Consider the following 14,849-nt stretch of genomic DNA (forward strand, 5'->3'; position numbering starts at 1 on the left):
CCATGATTATGACTTAATCTCAATAATTTACCAGAATTATGTTTATTAAACTTAATGTAGAGTTTATTTAAACTAAAATACCACAGTTATGAATATTTTAGCGAGTAAATAATTACGGTAAAGGCGAACATAACTTACACTGATATAATCACGCCGCTAGCCTAAAAAGGCTGTGCCGGATGACATGCTGGTCTGGCGTCGCGTTAATACCGGGAGGAGGTTGGCCCGACAAACGTAGCGCTGTCGGGCGGGGTACGGTTAAGCTTCTGCCTTGCTAATTTCTGCGTTAAGGCTGCCCCATCATGGCGTCCAGTTGCGCTTTTTCCGGTAAACCAACAACCTGTTGCAAAATCTTATCTTTATTCATGTAATAAATTGCTGGCGTCGCGTTAGCGCCAAGATCGTCCATTAACTGCTGATTCTGATTAATGACTTTCATCTGCGCCGGGGGGATGGACGCCGGAACCTCCAGCTTCATCTTTCCTGCGGAGGCTTCATAGTCATGCCAGGTTTTCGCCGGGTCTTTCGCGGCTAAAATCGCTGCGGCTGTGGCCGGGCTTTCCGGTTTAATCACGCCGACCAGTAATGTGCGTAATTGTACCTTGCCGGATTCGACCCACGGACGAGCTTGTTGCCAAAACTGCTTACAATAGGGGCAGAAAGGGTCGGCGAAGACATACAGCACCACCGGCGCGTCTTTTTTACCGTCGAGTATCCATGACGCTTTTTCCATTTTCTGCCACATTTCACGTCCGGCTGGCGCATAGATCTCTTTTTCTATCAGGGCGTTGCTAAGATTTTCACCTTTTTCATTATACATATAGCCGGAAATCGCGTGTTTACCGTCCGGCGTCAGGTAAATCGTGACGCCCATATCCTGATACTTTCCGAGATAGCCCTTCATGCCCCCCGGCGCCTCGAAGGATTTCAGGATAGTTATACCCTGTTTTTCAATGGCTTTAACCGGCGCAGGCAGTTCTTCCGCGTGGGCGAGAATGGGCAGCATAGCAAGCAGCAATGTACGTTTAATCATATTTTTTCCTTTTAATATCAAAGCGAAAAGAGTATTAATGATGATGCCTATCGCAGACATAGGTAAGAGCTGGCGTGCCAGGATTGCCCTTTCTATGCTGGGGTGATGTAATCCTTTTCGCTGTTACAGCCTTTGTTAAGGTAATGTAGAGCGCAACACTTAGCCAGCATATACGCTATGGATTTCGAGTGGCAGGCAATACGCCTGCCATTTGCAAGACGAGTCGTACTGGCTCTGAAGTTACCTACGGGTAGTTCAGGTAATGGGGCCGCCTGTCAGGCGGCCTTTTTACTTTAGATGGCTGACAGGGCGCAGTGTTCACAATGTCGCCCGAATCGGGTTGTTAGTTAACGCTTATTGATTTGATAATGGAAACGCATTAGCCGAATCAGCAAAATTTCGTTAACTTACTCCTCAACGAAAACACGGAGGAAGTATAGATGTCCTTAATTAACACCAAAATCAAACCTTTCAAAAACCAGGCGTTCAAAAACGGTGAATTCATTGAAGTCACCGAGAAAGATACCGAAGGCCGCTGGAGCGTCTTCTTCTTCTACCCGGCCGATTTTACCTTTGTGTGCCCGACTGAACTGGGTGACGTTGCCGACCATTACGAAGAACTGCAGAAGCTGGGCGTAGACGTTTATTCCGTCTCAACCGATACTCACTTCACGCACAAAGCATGGCACAGCAGCTCTGAAACTATCGCAAAAATCAAATATGCGATGATCGGCGACCCGACTGGCGCCCTGACCCGTAACTTCGACAACATGCGTGAAGATGAAGGCCTGGCAGACCGTGCGACCTTTGTTGTTGACCCGCAGGGTATCATTCAGGCGATCGAAGTTACCGCTGAAGGTATCGGCCGTGACGCGTCTGACCTGCTGCGTAAAATTAAAGCAGCACAGTATGTTGCCGCTCACCCAGGCGAAGTATGCCCGGCGAAATGGAAAGAAGGTGAAGCGACTCTGGCTCCATCCTTAGACCTGGTCGGTAAAATTTAAATTTCCGTCGTCTTTCACGCCATAGCTGCGTTGGCGTCGCCTGCTCACCCCGGTCACTTACTTCAGTAAGCTCCCGGGGATTCTCAGGCTAGCCGCCTTACTCTGACGTGAAATACTTTGGGAATTGTTTCAGTCATGGGCGCACCCGCGCCCATTTCATTTCAGCACCATGACGCAAGTTGCATTAATGCAGTCCCACGAAGTCGGCTTGCATGATGATGTTTTCAGAGAGGGAAGAAGAATGCTCGACACAAATATGAAAACCCAGCTCAGGGCTTACCTTGAGAAACTGACCAAACCTGTTGAGCTGATTGCCACGCTGGATGACAGCGCTAAATCGGCGGAAATCAAGGAACTGCTGGCTGAAATCGCCGAGCTGTCCGACAAAGTCACATTTAAAGAAGACAATACTCTGCCGGTGCGCAAGCCGTCTTTCCTGATTACGAATCCAGGCTCTCAGCAGGGGCCGCGCTTTGCCGGTTCTCCGCTGGGCCACGAATTTACCTCGCTGGTTTTGGCGTTGCTGTGGACCGGCGGTCATCCGTCAAAAGAAGCGCAGTCGCTGCTGGAGCAGATTCGCGATATTGACGGCGATTTTGAATTCGAAACTTATTATTCACTCTCCTGCCATAACTGCCCGGACGTAGTGCAGGCGCTGAACCTGATGGCGGTGCTGAACCCGCGTATTAAACATACGGCAATTGATGGCGGCACCTTCCAGAACGAAATCACCGAACGTAACGTGATGGGCGTTCCGGCGGTGTTTGTCAACGGTAAAGAGTTCGGCCAGGGACGTATGACTCTGACCGAGATTGTCGCTAAAGTGGATACTGGCGCAGAAAAACGTGCGGCGGAAGCGCTGAACAAACGCGATGCGTATGACGTGCTGATTGTCGGCTCCGGCCCGGCGGGCGCGGCGGCGGCGGTCTACTCGGCGCGCAAAGGCATCCGTACCGGTCTGATGGGCGAGCGCTTCGGCGGTCAGGTGCTGGATACCGTGGATATCGAAAACTATATCTCGGTGCCGAAAACCGAAGGCCAGAAACTGGCGGGCGCGCTGAAAGCGCATGTCAGCGATTACGACGTTGACGTTATCGACAGCCAGAGCGCAAGTAAACTGGTTCCGGCAGCGACAGAAGGCGGCCTGCATCAGATTGAAACGGCGTCCGGCGCAGTATTGAAAGCGCGCAGTATCATCATCGCCACCGGCGCGAAATGGCGCAATATGAATGTGCCGGGCGAGGATCAGTATCGCACCAAAGGCGTCACCTATTGCCCGCACTGCGACGGTCCGTTATTTAAAGGCAAGCGTGTGGCGGTCATCGGCGGCGGCAACTCCGGCGTCGAAGCGGCTATCGATCTGGCAGGTATTGTAGAACACGTTACGTTGCTGGAGTTCGCGCCGGAGATGAAGGCTGATCAGGTGCTACAGGACAAAGTGCGTAGCCTGAAAAATGTCGATATCATTTTGAATGCGCAAACGACAGAAGTGAAGGGCGACGGTTCGAAAGTGGTGGGACTGGAGTATCGTGACCGTGTCAGCGGCGATATTCATAGCGTCGCGCTGGCAGGAATTTTTGTGCAGATTGGTCTGTTGCCGAATACCCACTGGCTGGAAGGCGCGCTTGAGCGTAACCGCATGGGCGAAATCATTATTGACGCCAAATGTGAAACCAGCGTTAAGGGCGTCTTCGCCGCAGGCGATTGTACCACCGTTCCTTACAAACAGATTATCATCGCCACCGGCGAAGGGGCGAAAGCCTCGTTGAGCGCCTTTGATTATCTGATTCGTACCAAAATCGCATAAAAAGAAGTAAGCACACCTGCAAGGTCAGTTAACTGGCCATCGTAAATGGCCCGATAGTGTAAGCTATTCGGGCCTGCGGCGTTTATGCCTGGGGAACGCCGCCGGCTAAAACACCTTCTTCATTATCAATACCCTGAAACCGTCTGTTAATAACAGACGGTTTTTTATTTCAACGGTCTTCTGTTTTTAAACTTTGAAACAATAAAAAAGCCTTCTACGGATTTAACTGGAATTTTTCTGTTTTTTTATCAAAGAAAGATTAAGCGCTTCCGCTAACATGCCCATTCTTTTTTCTTGATTTATATTGCATTTGTATGTGAGGTTATTTATTCATGGATTCAATCTATGAATCACTGACGGAATTAGAAAAAACAGGGCTTACATTGCGTGATTTTTTTAATTCTCATGATAGTCATTCACTGAAATCTGCCTACGTGAGATTAAATCCCTCTGCTGCGGTAAACCTTACCGACCGGGCGTGGCTGGAAGCGGAGTATGACTTTAATGCGTTATTCGTCGGCCCTGGCAAGCTGCTGGCTGCGCCTTTCGCTTCAGTGTATCTGGAAGAGGATGCGCTGGTGATGGGAAAGGCGACGCTGGAGATACGGGATTTTATGGCAGCGTTGGGATTATCAGTTAATCAGGAAAACAATATTCCTGACGATCATATTTCCTGCGTGCTGGAATTGACCACACTATTACTGGCTAATACCCGGCAAACGTCACCATACCGATCTACTCTCACTCAATATATCAATAACTATTTAACAAAGTGGGTGCCATTATATATCGAAAAAATAAAAACTTATGCACAAACGACCACGTTATATACGGTGGCGGACATCTTATTTTATTGGCTTGATGAATTAAAACGAGAGTATCAATATGAGTAATGAGACAGGACATCTGAACAGACGTTCTTTTTTAAAGGGGATAGTGGCACTGGGCGCCGTTGCGGCTTTACCCGGAGGATTACTGACCTCCCGATGCGCGCTTGCGCAGCCGCCTGTTCCCTTTAACCCTAAAACGTACAAAATTTATCGTAACGCGTGCCCGCGTAACTGCTATGACACCTGTAGCCTCAAGACGTGGGTAAAGGATGGGGTCATTACTTTCGTGGAGGGCGCGCCGGAGTCAACATTTACTCACGGTACGCCTTGCGTCAAAGGGTTGAGCTATCCGCGCCGGGTTTATAGCCCCGATCGTATTAAATATCCCATGGCGCAGGACGTTCGCGGTAGCGGCAACTGGCGTCGCATCTCATGGGAAGAGGCGATGCAGCGCATTGCCGCCAAAATGCTGGAGATTAAGAAAAAAGACGGTTCTATGCTCGGTCTGGCGCTGACCAAATATTCCGGTAAGTTTGGCGTGCTGAACTATGCCGTTGAAGGGATGATGTCCTCGCTTGGCTATACCACCCGTTTTGCCGGTACGCCGTGCTGGCCTGCCGGTATCGACGCGCAAAACTACGACATGGGCGACATGTGGTGTAACGACCCGGAAGATATGGTGAAAGCGAAATACATCATTATCTGGGGCGCCAACCCGGCCTGGTGCTCAATGCACAGCATGAAGTACATCTATCAGGCGCGCGAGAAAGGGGCGAAGGTCGTGGTTATCGACCCGCTGCTGTCGCAGACTGCTGCCAAAGCCGATCTCTACCTGCGCGTGCGGCCTGGCTCAGACGGCGCGCTGGCGCTGGGAATGGCGCGTCATCTGGTGGATAAAGGCCTGGTGGATCAGGATTTTGTCAACAACGATGCTCATGGCTATCCGGAATTTGAAGCCTATCTGCGCAATAACGTCACCGTGGAATGGGCGGCAGAAATCTGCGGCCTGTCTGCGGATGTCATTCGCCAGCTGGCGGAAGAGTTTACGGCGGTTAAGCCGGCCACGGTCTGGATTGGTTACGGGATGCAGCGTCATGTCAACGGCGGCGCCAACGTTCGCGCTATCGATGCCTTTGTCGCTATGTCCGGCAACATCGGTGTCGAAGGCGGCGGCGCGCGTTATGGCCATCTGCATACCTGGGGCTTTAACTATAACGCCATGCTGCAGAAGCCGCCGGTGGGCGCTATTGGCATACCGGGAGCGGCGGGCACCACCAGTGAATTCGGGGCTGCCGCTGGCAGCGACGCCGTGCAGTACTCCGATCGCTCTCTGAATATTAACCAGACGGCGCAGGGGATTCTGGAGGCCAACGATCCGCCGGTTCGTATGCTGTGGGTTGCCTGTAAAAACCCGTTTGCCCAGGATTTCGATCGCAGCAAGATGAAAAAAGCGTTTGAAAAACTGGAAATGGTGGTCTGCGCCGATCAGTTCTTCAACGAAACGGTGCAACACGCTGATATCGTGCTGCCCGTTACCACCGCGTTTGAAGAGTGGAACGTGGATGCTTCTTACTGGCACTACTGGCTTTCCATTAATCAGCCGGCGATTAAGCCGATGTATGAAGCAAAATGCGACCTTGAAATCGCTACCATGCTGTCGCGCACCATTAATAAGATGGCGCCGGGTTCCTGTACCTTCCCGCAAGAGTTCGATCACAAGCGCTGGCTGGATCAGGAGTTCAACGACGGTATGGCGAAAATGTTTGGCATCTCTTCCTGGGACGATCTGCTGGACGGGCCGAAAAAAGCGATCCTGCCAAGTTCTGCCGCCTGGTACGATCGCAAGTTCAAAACGCCGTCAGGCAAGTATGAATTTAAATCTGAACTGGCGGAGAAAAACGGCCACACCGCGCTGCCGGAATACAAACCGGAAGCCGAGAGCAAACTGCCTTTCCATCTGTTTACGCCGCACGTGCAGTTTGGCCTGCACTCGCAGTTTATCAACCTGGACTGGATGCAGGTGTTCTACCCGGAACCGTTCGTTTATATCCATCCTTCTTCCGCGAAGAAAAAGGGCATCAGCGAGAACGATCTGGTCAAAGTTTTCAATGGCACCGGTGAAGTTGAGCTGCGGGCAAAAGTCACCACCAACGTACCGGAAGATTTTCTGGTGATGTATGAAGCGTGGTTCCCGAAACGGCAGTACAACGTGCAAAACGTCGTGGCCGATACGCCTGCTGATATGGGGCTGATGAAAACTGGCGCGCCGGGCGCCGCTATCCACAGTCAGTTTGCTGACGTTGTATTGATCGGTAAAGGGGAGCCCGTAGCATGAGACGTGCGTTTTTAGTGAATAGCGATAAGTGCATCGGCTGCCGCGGCTGTGCTATGGCGTGTAAAAGCTTTAACCAACTGGAGCCGGATCGCTTCTGGCGCTACGTTTATCCGTTGGATAAAGACATCTATCCACATGAAGAGCGGGCGTTTTACTCGCTGGCCTGTAACCACTGCGAACATCCGGCCTGCGTCGCCGCCTGTCCGGTCGAAGCCTATACCAAACGTGAAGATGGGGTGGTGGTGCATAACCCTGAGCGCTGCATTGGCTGCAAAAACTGTATTCGTAACTGTCCTTATGGCGCGCCGCGTTTTAATGAAGAGACGCGTAAAGCGGAAAAATGCAGTATGTGCTACGAGCGTCTTGATATCGGTATGAATCCGGCGTGCGTAAACGCCTGTCCGGTGGGCGCCTTGTCGATTATCGATTTGGATGCCGATCCTGTGCCCGATAATGCGGTGCAGTATCCGCCAGGGTTCCCGCATATGCCACAGCTTAATCCAGGAACGCGCTTTATTCTGGCGCGCCAGCCTAAGCAGCCGGAGGACAAGTAATGGAAAAATATGAACTGCCGCTGGTGTTTTTTACGGTATTAAGCCAGATGTCTGTCGGGATGGCTTTGGTACTGACATGGCGTACGCTGCGTGGTGAAGTGGAAGGCCAGCGTTTCTATTGGTTGGCCACCGGGCTGGTGCTGGCACTGGCGTCTATTGCCGCGATTCTGCATCTGGCGCATCCCGATCACGCTTATGATGCGCTGATTAACCTGCGACATGCCTGGTTAAGTCGGGAAATCCTGGGCGCCACGTTGTTTGGCGCAGCGGTCGGCGTAACGTTCCTGGCAAAGGGACATAAAGCGATGGCTCTTATCGCCTCCGTGTTCGGCGTGTTACTGGTGGCGGTGCAGGGGATGACCTACGCCGCGCCAGCGATGGTGGCTATCGCTAATGGATTTACCATGCTGTTATTTTTTATTACGGTATGGGTCATGGGTTGCGCGGCGATTCCGCTGTTAAAACTCAGGCCTGCCGTTCCTGCGTTACGCCAGGGAATTGTGGTGTGTATCGCGGTACTTATCGCGGCGCCGCTGGTGTGGTTAAGCGGGGGAACGGTCATGCAGATGACGGCGCGTTCATGGCTGGCTTCACCGTTTTATCTGGCAAGCCTGGTCTGCCTTGCGCTCGCTTTTGTCGCCAGCCGTCACGGTGATTCGCGCCCGAAACTCCTGTTCGTCTTGTTATTCGTCGGCGTATTTCTGAGTCGGCTGGTCTTTTTTGGCGACACGGTGAGTACTATTGTGAATATCGGGCATTTGTACTAACGATGATGCAGTAAAAAGCCCTGCCAGGCGTGACCTGGCAGGGCGTGTCAGTTTTTAGCCGCCAGAGTTAACGCACAACCAATACCGGCAGCGTTGCATGGCGCACCACGCTTGAGGCGTTAGACCCCAACAGGTGTGTCGTGATGGACGGATTACGCGAACCGATTACCACGACATCCGCATCCAGTTCTTCGCCCATCTCATTAACGACATCGCGCACGCTACCAAAGCGAACATGCGTTTTAATTCGTGAAGGATCGATACTGAAGTGTCCCACCATCGTTTGCAGACGCGTTTCCGCCTCATGCTGTAAATGTTCTTCAAAGCGACGCACGTCGGCGGCAAAGCGGTGCAGACTCATACTCGCGGACCCAGGCAGTACATGCAACAGATGAATGACGCCATCCTGTTGCGCCAGAAACTCAGCGTGGCGAATGGCTTTATCGCTAAGTTCCATTTCAAAAACATCAACCGGCATAATGATTGTCTTATACATACCCGTTACTCCCTGTTAATCAATACTGAATTTATTCAAGCATATAATAATGTTTCTTTCTGCTATTTGTCTGGCAATTTTAAATATTACGGCAACCTGATGTTAAAAAAGTCGTGTATTTTCCAGGAAAAATCCTAAAGCCACCTGTTTTGCCGGCAGTCTCTCCGGGATAGCTACCCTTTTATAGTCGAACGCAACATTCACCGTTACCCCGGAGGCTGCATGAAAGCATTGACGTATCACGGTCCACATCACGTAAAGGTTGAAAACGTACCCGATCCCGGCATTGAGCAGCCTGACGATATCATTTTGCGTGTTACCGCCACCGCAATTTGCGGATCTGATTTGCATCTTTATCGCGGCAAGATCCCACAGGTAAAACATGGCGATATTTTCGGCCATGAATTTATGGGCGAAGTGGTGGAAACCGGACATGATGTAAAGAATATTCAGAAAGGGGAGCGGGTCGTTATCCCGTTTGTCATTGCCTGTGGTGACTGCTTTTTCTGTCGGCTACAGCAATATTCAGCGTGTGAAAACACTAACGACGGACACGGCGCGGCGATGAATAAAAAACAGATCCCGCCACCGGCGGCGCTGTTTGGTTATAGCCATCTGTATGGCGGCGTTCCCGGCGGACAGGCCGAATATGTTCGTGTGCCAAAAGGTAATGTCGGTCCATTTAAGGTGCCGCCGCTGTTATCTGACGATAAAGCGCTGTTTCTTTCTGATATTTTGCCTACCGCCTGGCAGGCGGCAAAAAATGCCCAGATTCAGCAAGGTTCCAGCGTGGCGGTTTTTGGCGCAGGGCCGGTAGGATTACTGACTATCGCCTGTGCGCGACTGCTGGGCGCGGAGCAGATCTTCGTCGTTGATCACCACGCCTGGCGCCTGCGTTTCGCCGAAGAACGTTACGGCGCGATACCGATCAACTTCGATGATGAGAACGATCCGGCGGAAAAAATCATCGAGCAGACGGCAGGACACCGCGGCGTGGACGCGGTAATTGATGCCGTAGGCTTTGAAGCGAAAGGCAGCATGACGGAGACGGTGCTGACGAACCTTAAACTGGAAGGCAGCAGCGGCAAAGCGCTGCGACAATGTATCGCGGCGGTCAGACGCGGCGGCGTGGTCAGCGTGCCCGGCGTGTATGCCGGTTTTATTCACGGCTTTTTATTCGGCGACGCCTTTGATAAGGGGCTAACTTTTAAAATGGGCCAAACCCATGTTCACGCGTGGCTGGGGGAATTATTACCGCTTATTGAAAAAGGGTTGCTGAAGCCGGAGGAGATTGTCACGCACTATATGCCGTTTGAAGAGGCGGCGCGCGGCTACGAAATTTTCGAAAAACGCGAAGAAGAGTGCCGGAAGGTTATCCTGGTGCCGGGAGCGACGTCGGCACAAGCGGCGCAGAAACAGGCGACGGGAGTAATCAACCCGATGCCAGGCGGCGTTGTCTGAAACAGGCAAATGAAAGGGCTAACGGAAAGAGGATGCGCAGGCATCCTCTGTGTAAACGCATTAACGCTTATGCAGATGGTTTAACGCAGGAAGTCGCCCGCGGCTTCAGGCTGATATTCGAGTTCCAGCACTTCGAGATGGGTGGAGGCGCCGCCCGGCAGTTCCCAGTGAATGGTGTCGCCGACGCGCAGTCCCAGCAACGCCGCGCCGACGGGCGCCATTACCGAAAGCTGGGTACTGCTGTCCGTCATATTGGCGGGGTACACCAGCGTCCGCACGCGTGTTTCACCATCGCTCAAATTGCGGAATTTAACGCGGCTGTTCATGGTGACGACATCGTTCGGCATCTCTTGTGGCGAACACATTTGCGCGCGATCCAGTTCGGCGTTGAGCGCGTCGGCAATCGGCAGATCCGCATACGCAGGCTGTTCCAGAAGACGATCAATACGTTCGGCGTCAAGGTCGTTAATGATAATAGTGGGTCTGGACATTTCTTACTCCATGTCATCGATACTGCGAGTAGTGCAGGTAAATGGTCCCAAAAGAAAACCCTCACCGTCTGGCGGCGAGGGTTTAACTCTCATGATGATACTGAGACTTACCCCGTCTTTGAAGTGATTTAGTTCACATTCGGGTAAATCCTCAAACGTCATAGCCCTGAGTGAATTTTAGTCTACATTCGGGCGTGTTCTCAAATGTGGCTACGGTTTTAAACCTCTGCTTCGTCAATAACCGGCTTTATCGATAATAAACTGTTTCCCGCAGTTGCCGGGATGCGGCTGCGGCAGGAATGAGGCAGAGGAGAGCGGGGCGTTAATCATCGACGCCTTTAATGAAAACTGAATCTCTGTTAAATAGGCGGGATTGCCATGGCAGTTTACTTTAACGGCTTTGACATTATCCTGGCCCCACGTTTGTGCGACGACGCTATCAAACTCAGCGCGGCTAACGGTCTTGCCGTAATTATCCGCCAGAAACTGCCCCAGCGCGCTGTCTTTTATCGCCTTATCCAGCCGTATCATGGTGCCGAAATAGGCATTGGGATCAAACCCGAAACAGGCGCCATGTTTGGCATATTCGTAGCGCTCCAGACAGGAATTCCCCCCCGCGCCGGGCATCACTTCCTTAAGCGCTGTCGCGATGTCAGGCGAAAGTCCGGGGGCGGGGGCGGAGCATTTCCGGCTGGCCTTGACTTCAGGCAGATTCGGGATTGGCCGCGTCGCACAACCAAAGCGCTGCCAGCGTCTCTGGTCAACACCGCGTGCGGCGATAGATTTGGGTAATCCTGGCCACAGGCCGTGGACGGTCAGAAAGTCTGCTTTGTTGGCTGGCTCTTTTTGCAGACGGCACTCATCGGGTTCCCGATGGCGGCGTTCATGCTGGCTTTGACAAAAACCGGTTTGCCAGGAAAGCGCCAGCACATAGCCAGTGAAATCACCGTATTGTTGCGCCTGAAGTTCGTCGGCGTTGGCGGCAAAAATCGGGGTTAAGAGGGCAGCCAGCAGCGGACTGTAATGCCATATTGTGTTCATGATGAATTCGATAATTTATAGACATTATGAATGTTACTCATTTAATCATAAAAAATGCCGCTCAGGTGAACCTGAACGGCATCATTTTTAACCTACGTTGGCGTAATGTTTAATTCCACATTGCCAGAATCGGCCAGCCCACCAGCAACAGCATCGCGATATAGATAACGCCAAAGATTGCGCCAAGCCGCCAGTAGTCTCTGGATTTCACGTAACCGCAGCCGTAGATAATCACACCAGGGCCGGTGGCATACGGCGTCAGACAGCCCATGATACCGATAGACAGCACCAGCAGAATACACAGTTGTTCCATCGGAACGCCCGGAATGCCTTTACCCACCGCCAGAATGACCGGCAGCATGGTCGCGGTGTGAGCGGAAAGACTGGCGAACAGATAGTGCGCGAAATAGAACACCAGTACCAGTACAATCACGGTTGCATCCGGCGAGAAACCTTCCAGATGCGTACTCATGGTATTGGCGAACCAGTCAATAAAGCCGGAGCGGGTTAATCCATTGGCCATGACCACCAGCGTAGCGAGGTTCACCAGGGTGTTCCAGGCGCTGTTGTAGCGCGTAATGTCTTTCCACGGCACAACATGCAGCGCCAGCATCAGCGAGACGGCCAGCAGACCCACGGCAGTGGCGTTGATGATTTTTCCACCAAAAACCCACAATCCTAAGCTAAGCAGCACCAGGCCAATCAGCGTCCACTCTTTGCGGGACAGACGCCCCATGTTTTTTAACTCGCCGCCAGCCCAGGCTGCGACTTCCGCACTGTGGGTCACTTCAGGTTTATAAAGCACATAGGAGAGCCACGGCGCAACGATCAGTAAAATAATCCCTACCGGCAGAAAGCTGAGAAACCACTGCAGCCAGCTAATCTGGACGCCGGCGATCTTGCTGACGAACTCCAGACCTAACACGTTCGGCGCCGCGCCAGTGACAAACATCGAAGAGCTCAGGCTGGTACTGATCACCATCATCCACATCAAATAACCGCCGATGCGGCGTGCGGAAGGATCGTTTGGAAACGATTTAAACAGCGGCGGCAGGTTCTTGATGACCGGGAAGACAGTCCCGCCGGTACGAGCCGTATTGGAGGGAGTAAACGGCGCCAGCAAAATATCGATAATGACAATCGCATAGCCGAGCGTCAGCGTGCGTTTACCCATGAATTTTACCAAAAACAGCGCAATGCGGCGCCCCAGTCCGGTCACTTCGTAGCCCAGCGCGAAAATAAACGCGCCGAAAACCAGCCAGACCGTGGTGCTGGAGAAACCGGCAAGCCCCCATTTCAGCGCCTGTTTACTGGCTTTAAACGCCGGATCGGCCAGTTCTGAAGCGTCAAATAGCAGGTAATTGCTGCCGATAACGCAAATGGTTACGGCGATAAAACTGATCGCTGTCGCCGGGATCGGCTCCAGGATCATACCGACAATCATCGCGACGAAAACCGCAAAATAGTGCCAGGCCTGCGGCGGCATACCATCTGGAACAGGAATTAGCAACATGACGCCCATCACCACTAATGGGGCCAACAACTTCCATATATTATCTTTGGATAAAGACATAAATGACTCTCCGGAAAGGATATTTTCTATAATTGTGTTAATGATTAACTTGCGAAATTTGCGCTAAAAACCAGGTCACGATCAGCAGATCGGCGCTACCGCCTGGGCTGAGATTGCGTTCAATGCATTGCTGATCGAACCGGTGGAGATAAACGAGATCGTCAGGCGTCCGTATGCCGCCCTGATGTAATAAGGACGCCGCTTGCTGCTGTAACCAGCGCAGACCGTCCGCCCCGCCGCGCGACGCGACGTTGGTATCGCCGTTAAGCGACATCAGCAGCAGTAAGGTATCAAGCAGCGCCAGTTCCGGATCGCGCCCCTGCGCCAGTAATGCGCGGTAGTGCGGCAATGCGTGGCGGATGACCAGCGGATAGCCCGCTTCCGCTTCACCGCGCGCGCCGGTTAATCCCAGTTGCTGATACAGCCGCTGACCTGCGGTGAGCTGTAGGTTGTTCTGGCGCAGTTCGCGCGTGGTCAGGCCGCGGCAAAAATCGGCGGCGGTAGCGCAGAGGGTTTCTGCGGCGATCGGCTGGCGTAGCTGATACAGGCGGCCAATGGCGGCGCACAGTAACCCCAGCGAGAAAATGCTGCCTTTATGGGTATTGACGCCCGCCGTTGCGCGAAACATCGCTGCTTCACAGGCCATCCCCAATGGACGCAGGCCCGCCAGAACCGACTCTGGCGGCAGGCGCGTGCAGCTGGCGCCATATTCCATAAAGCGCGGCAGCCATTGTCGAATCGCCTCCGCGCTGCGGTGAAAATCCGCCAGCGCCATATCTTTGTGCGCTCCGCAGTTTAGTCGGTCTACCAGACCGGGTTTTGGCGATAAATTTACCTCGGTCAGCATGGCGCGCCAGGCCAAATCGGCCCAGGCGTCGTACAGCGACCGCGGCTGAATGGAGGCGTTAGTCGGGTTGGCGGGAATCGGCATCATGCAGCAGCGCCTCCATATGAATCAGTAAATCAGTCAGCGCGTGGGTTTTACCCCGCGCGCATTCAGCCGCGCTTTGCCCGCACAGCAGACAGCGGCGAGCGGGAAGCGCGAAATGGCGGCGGGAGAGTATTTCGCCTTCCGCCGTCAGGACATCGATATCCCACAGGCGCCCCAGTGGATAACGCTGTTCAAGTGCGATGGTCGCCTGTTTGAGCGCCTGAGCGGGCGCGTCAATCGCCAGCAGCCCTTCCGGCCCGCTGGCGGAAACCAGTGCAGCCTGCTCCCGGATGGTCCAGCCATACTCTTCTGCCAGTGTGTGCAGGGCAGTCACGCCGTGATTAAAGATCCGGCGGGTTAACGCGCTGTCTTTTATCGGGCCTGGCGCCACCACGGTAAAGGAGACCAGCGGAGTGGCGTGGCGCGTTAGCCAGGCGCGCTGTCTTGCTTGTCTCTCATCCCGGCTGGCGAGCAGCTCAGGAATAGAAACGTCGTGACAGGTGGCGAGTTCAGGAAACAGGCGCAT

14 protein-coding genes are annotated in these 14,849 nt (G+C 53.0%); 7 read left to right on the forward strand and 7 right to left on the reverse strand.

Going from position 1 to position 14,849, the window contains the following annotated elements; genetic code table 11:
* Window positions 1-286: 286 nt before the first annotated feature.
* Window positions 287-1,033 (reverse strand): thiol:disulfide interchange protein DsbG, encoded by a 747-nt coding sequence (gene dsbG / locus NA197_RS09910; RefSeq protein WP_000597122.1) that lies wholly within the window; start codon window positions 1,031-1,033, stop codon window positions 287-289.
* Window positions 1,034-1,473: 440 nt separating this feature from the next.
* Between dsbG and ahpC the strand changes: the two genes are divergently transcribed.
* From ahpC to NA197_RS09940, 6 genes are all read left to right on the forward strand, one after another.
* A complete protein-coding gene (gene ahpC / locus NA197_RS09915; protein ID WP_000052802.1) occupies window positions 1,474-2,037 on the forward strand; it encodes an alkyl hydroperoxide reductase subunit C in 564 nt (187 codons plus the stop codon).
* A 241-nt stretch (window positions 2,038-2,278) separates the two neighbouring features.
* Window positions 2,279-3,844: an alkyl hydroperoxide reductase subunit F gene (ahpF, locus tag NA197_RS09920; RefSeq protein ID WP_000887644.1), complete on the forward strand. Its 1,566-nt coding sequence runs from the start codon at window positions 2,279-2,281 to the stop codon at window positions 3,842-3,844.
* 332 nt (window positions 3,845-4,176) lie between these two features.
* Window positions 4,177-4,737 (forward strand): TorD/DmsD family molecular chaperone, encoded by a 561-nt coding sequence (locus tag NA197_RS09925; RefSeq protein ID WP_064042994.1) that lies wholly within the window; start codon window positions 4,177-4,179, stop codon window positions 4,735-4,737.
* Window positions 4,730-7,009, forward strand: a complete 2,280-nt coding sequence (locus NA197_RS09930; RefSeq protein WP_064042995.1) for a molybdopterin-dependent oxidoreductase — start codon at window positions 4,730-4,732, stop codon at window positions 7,007-7,009. Before NA197_RS09925 ends, NA197_RS09930 begins: the two co-directional genes overlap by 8 nt.
* The gene (locus tag NA197_RS09935) at window positions 7,006-7,563 is read left to right on the forward strand and encodes a 4Fe-4S dicluster domain-containing protein (RefSeq protein WP_001250381.1); all 558 of its coding nucleotides are present in this window, start codon (window positions 7,006-7,008) and stop codon (window positions 7,561-7,563) included. The genes NA197_RS09930 and NA197_RS09935 overlap by 4 nt, the downstream gene beginning before the upstream one ends.
* On the forward strand, window positions 7,563-8,330 hold the full coding sequence (locus NA197_RS09940) for a dimethyl sulfoxide reductase anchor subunit family protein (protein ID WP_064042996.1): 768 nt from the start codon (window positions 7,563-7,565) through the stop codon (window positions 8,328-8,330). Before NA197_RS09935 ends, NA197_RS09940 begins: the two co-directional genes overlap by 1 nt.
* A gap of 67 nt (window positions 8,331-8,397) precedes the next feature.
* Here NA197_RS09940 and uspG read toward each other — a convergent pair whose 3' ends face one another.
* Window positions 8,398-8,826: a universal stress protein UspG gene (uspG, locus tag NA197_RS09945; RefSeq protein ID WP_000278499.1), complete on the reverse strand. Its 429-nt coding sequence runs from the start codon at window positions 8,824-8,826 to the stop codon at window positions 8,398-8,400.
* A gap of 222 nt (window positions 8,827-9,048) precedes the next feature.
* Here uspG and NA197_RS09950 point away from each other — a divergent pair, with 222 nt between their 5' ends.
* Window positions 9,049-10,287, forward strand: a complete 1,239-nt coding sequence (locus NA197_RS09950; protein WP_023227389.1) for a zinc-dependent alcohol dehydrogenase — start codon at window positions 9,049-9,051, stop codon at window positions 10,285-10,287.
* A gap of 80 nt (window positions 10,288-10,367) precedes the next feature.
* Here the strand turns inward: NA197_RS09950 and rnk are convergent, their stop codons facing one another.
* The 5 genes from rnk to citX form a co-directional block, all read right to left on the reverse strand.
* Entirely contained in the window at window positions 10,368-10,778 is a 411-nt protein-coding gene (gene rnk / locus NA197_RS09955) for a nucleoside diphosphate kinase regulator (RefSeq protein ID WP_000089748.1), read from the reverse strand.
* A gap of 234 nt (window positions 10,779-11,012) precedes the next feature.
* Entirely contained in the window at window positions 11,013-11,819 is an 807-nt protein-coding gene (gene rna / locus NA197_RS09960) for a ribonuclease I (RefSeq protein ID WP_064042997.1), read from the reverse strand.
* Between the two features lie 109 nt (window positions 11,820-11,928).
* Window positions 11,929-13,392 carry a citrate/succinate antiporter CitT gene (gene citT / locus NA197_RS09965; RefSeq protein ID WP_000059029.1) on the reverse strand — a complete coding sequence of 488 codons (1,464 nt, stop codon included), beginning with the start codon at window positions 13,390-13,392 and terminating at the stop codon, window positions 11,929-11,931.
* 37 nt (window positions 13,393-13,429) lie between these two features.
* On the reverse strand, window positions 13,430-14,326 hold the full coding sequence (gene citG / locus NA197_RS09970) for a triphosphoribosyl-dephospho-CoA synthase CitG (protein ID WP_064042998.1): 897 nt from the start codon (window positions 14,324-14,326) through the stop codon (window positions 13,430-13,432).
* Window positions 14,298-14,849: a citrate lyase holo-[acyl-carrier protein] synthase gene (gene citX / locus NA197_RS09975; protein ID WP_001236065.1), complete on the reverse strand. Its 552-nt coding sequence runs from the start codon at window positions 14,847-14,849 to the stop codon at window positions 14,298-14,300. Before citX ends, citG begins: the two co-directional genes overlap by 29 nt.

Source organism: Salmonella sp. NW884 (genome assembly GCF_051700745.1).
Taxonomy (GTDB): domain Bacteria; phylum Pseudomonadota; class Gammaproteobacteria; order Enterobacterales; family Enterobacteriaceae; genus Salmonella; species Salmonella enterica.

What these genes read in the sequence shown, in the direction of transcription:
- citX (WP_001236065.1), bottom strand. Translation starts at nt 14,849, where the DNA reads ATGCGCCTGTTTCCTGAACTCGCCACCTGTCACGACGTTTCTATTCCT.
- NA197_RS09940 (WP_064042996.1), top strand. Translation starts at nt 7,563, where the DNA reads ATGGAAAAATATGAACTGCCGCTGGTGTTTTTTACGGTATTAAGCCAG.
- citT (WP_000059029.1), bottom strand. Translation starts at nt 13,392, where the DNA reads ATGTCTTTATCCAAAGATAATATATGGAAGTTGTTGGCCCCATTAGTG.
- dsbG (WP_000597122.1), bottom strand. Translation starts at nt 1,033, where the DNA reads ATGATTAAACGTACATTGCTGCTTGCTATGCTGCCCATTCTCGCCCAC.
- rna (WP_064042997.1), bottom strand. Translation starts at nt 11,819, where the DNA reads ATGAACACAATATGGCATTACAGTCCGCTGCTGGCTGCCCTCTTAACC.
- NA197_RS09925 (WP_064042994.1), top strand. Translation starts at nt 4,177, where the DNA reads ATGGATTCAATCTATGAATCACTGACGGAATTAGAAAAAACAGGGCTT.
- NA197_RS09935 (WP_001250381.1), top strand. Translation starts at nt 7,006, where the DNA reads ATGAGACGTGCGTTTTTAGTGAATAGCGATAAGTGCATCGGCTGCCGC.
- NA197_RS09950 (WP_023227389.1), top strand. Translation starts at nt 9,049, where the DNA reads ATGAAAGCATTGACGTATCACGGTCCACATCACGTAAAGGTTGAAAAC.
- rnk (WP_000089748.1), bottom strand. Translation starts at nt 10,778, where the DNA reads ATGTCCAGACCCACTATTATCATTAACGACCTTGACGCCGAACGTATT.
- ahpC (WP_000052802.1), top strand. Translation starts at nt 1,474, where the DNA reads ATGTCCTTAATTAACACCAAAATCAAACCTTTCAAAAACCAGGCGTTC.
- citG (WP_064042998.1), bottom strand. Translation starts at nt 14,326, where the DNA reads ATGATGCCGATTCCCGCCAACCCGACTAACGCCTCCATTCAGCCGCGG.
- NA197_RS09930 (WP_064042995.1), top strand. Translation starts at nt 4,730, where the DNA reads ATGAGTAATGAGACAGGACATCTGAACAGACGTTCTTTTTTAAAGGGG.
- uspG (WP_000278499.1), bottom strand. Translation starts at nt 8,826, where the DNA reads ATGTATAAGACAATCATTATGCCGGTTGATGTTTTTGAAATGGAACTT.
- ahpF (WP_000887644.1), top strand. Translation starts at nt 2,279, where the DNA reads ATGCTCGACACAAATATGAAAACCCAGCTCAGGGCTTACCTTGAGAAA.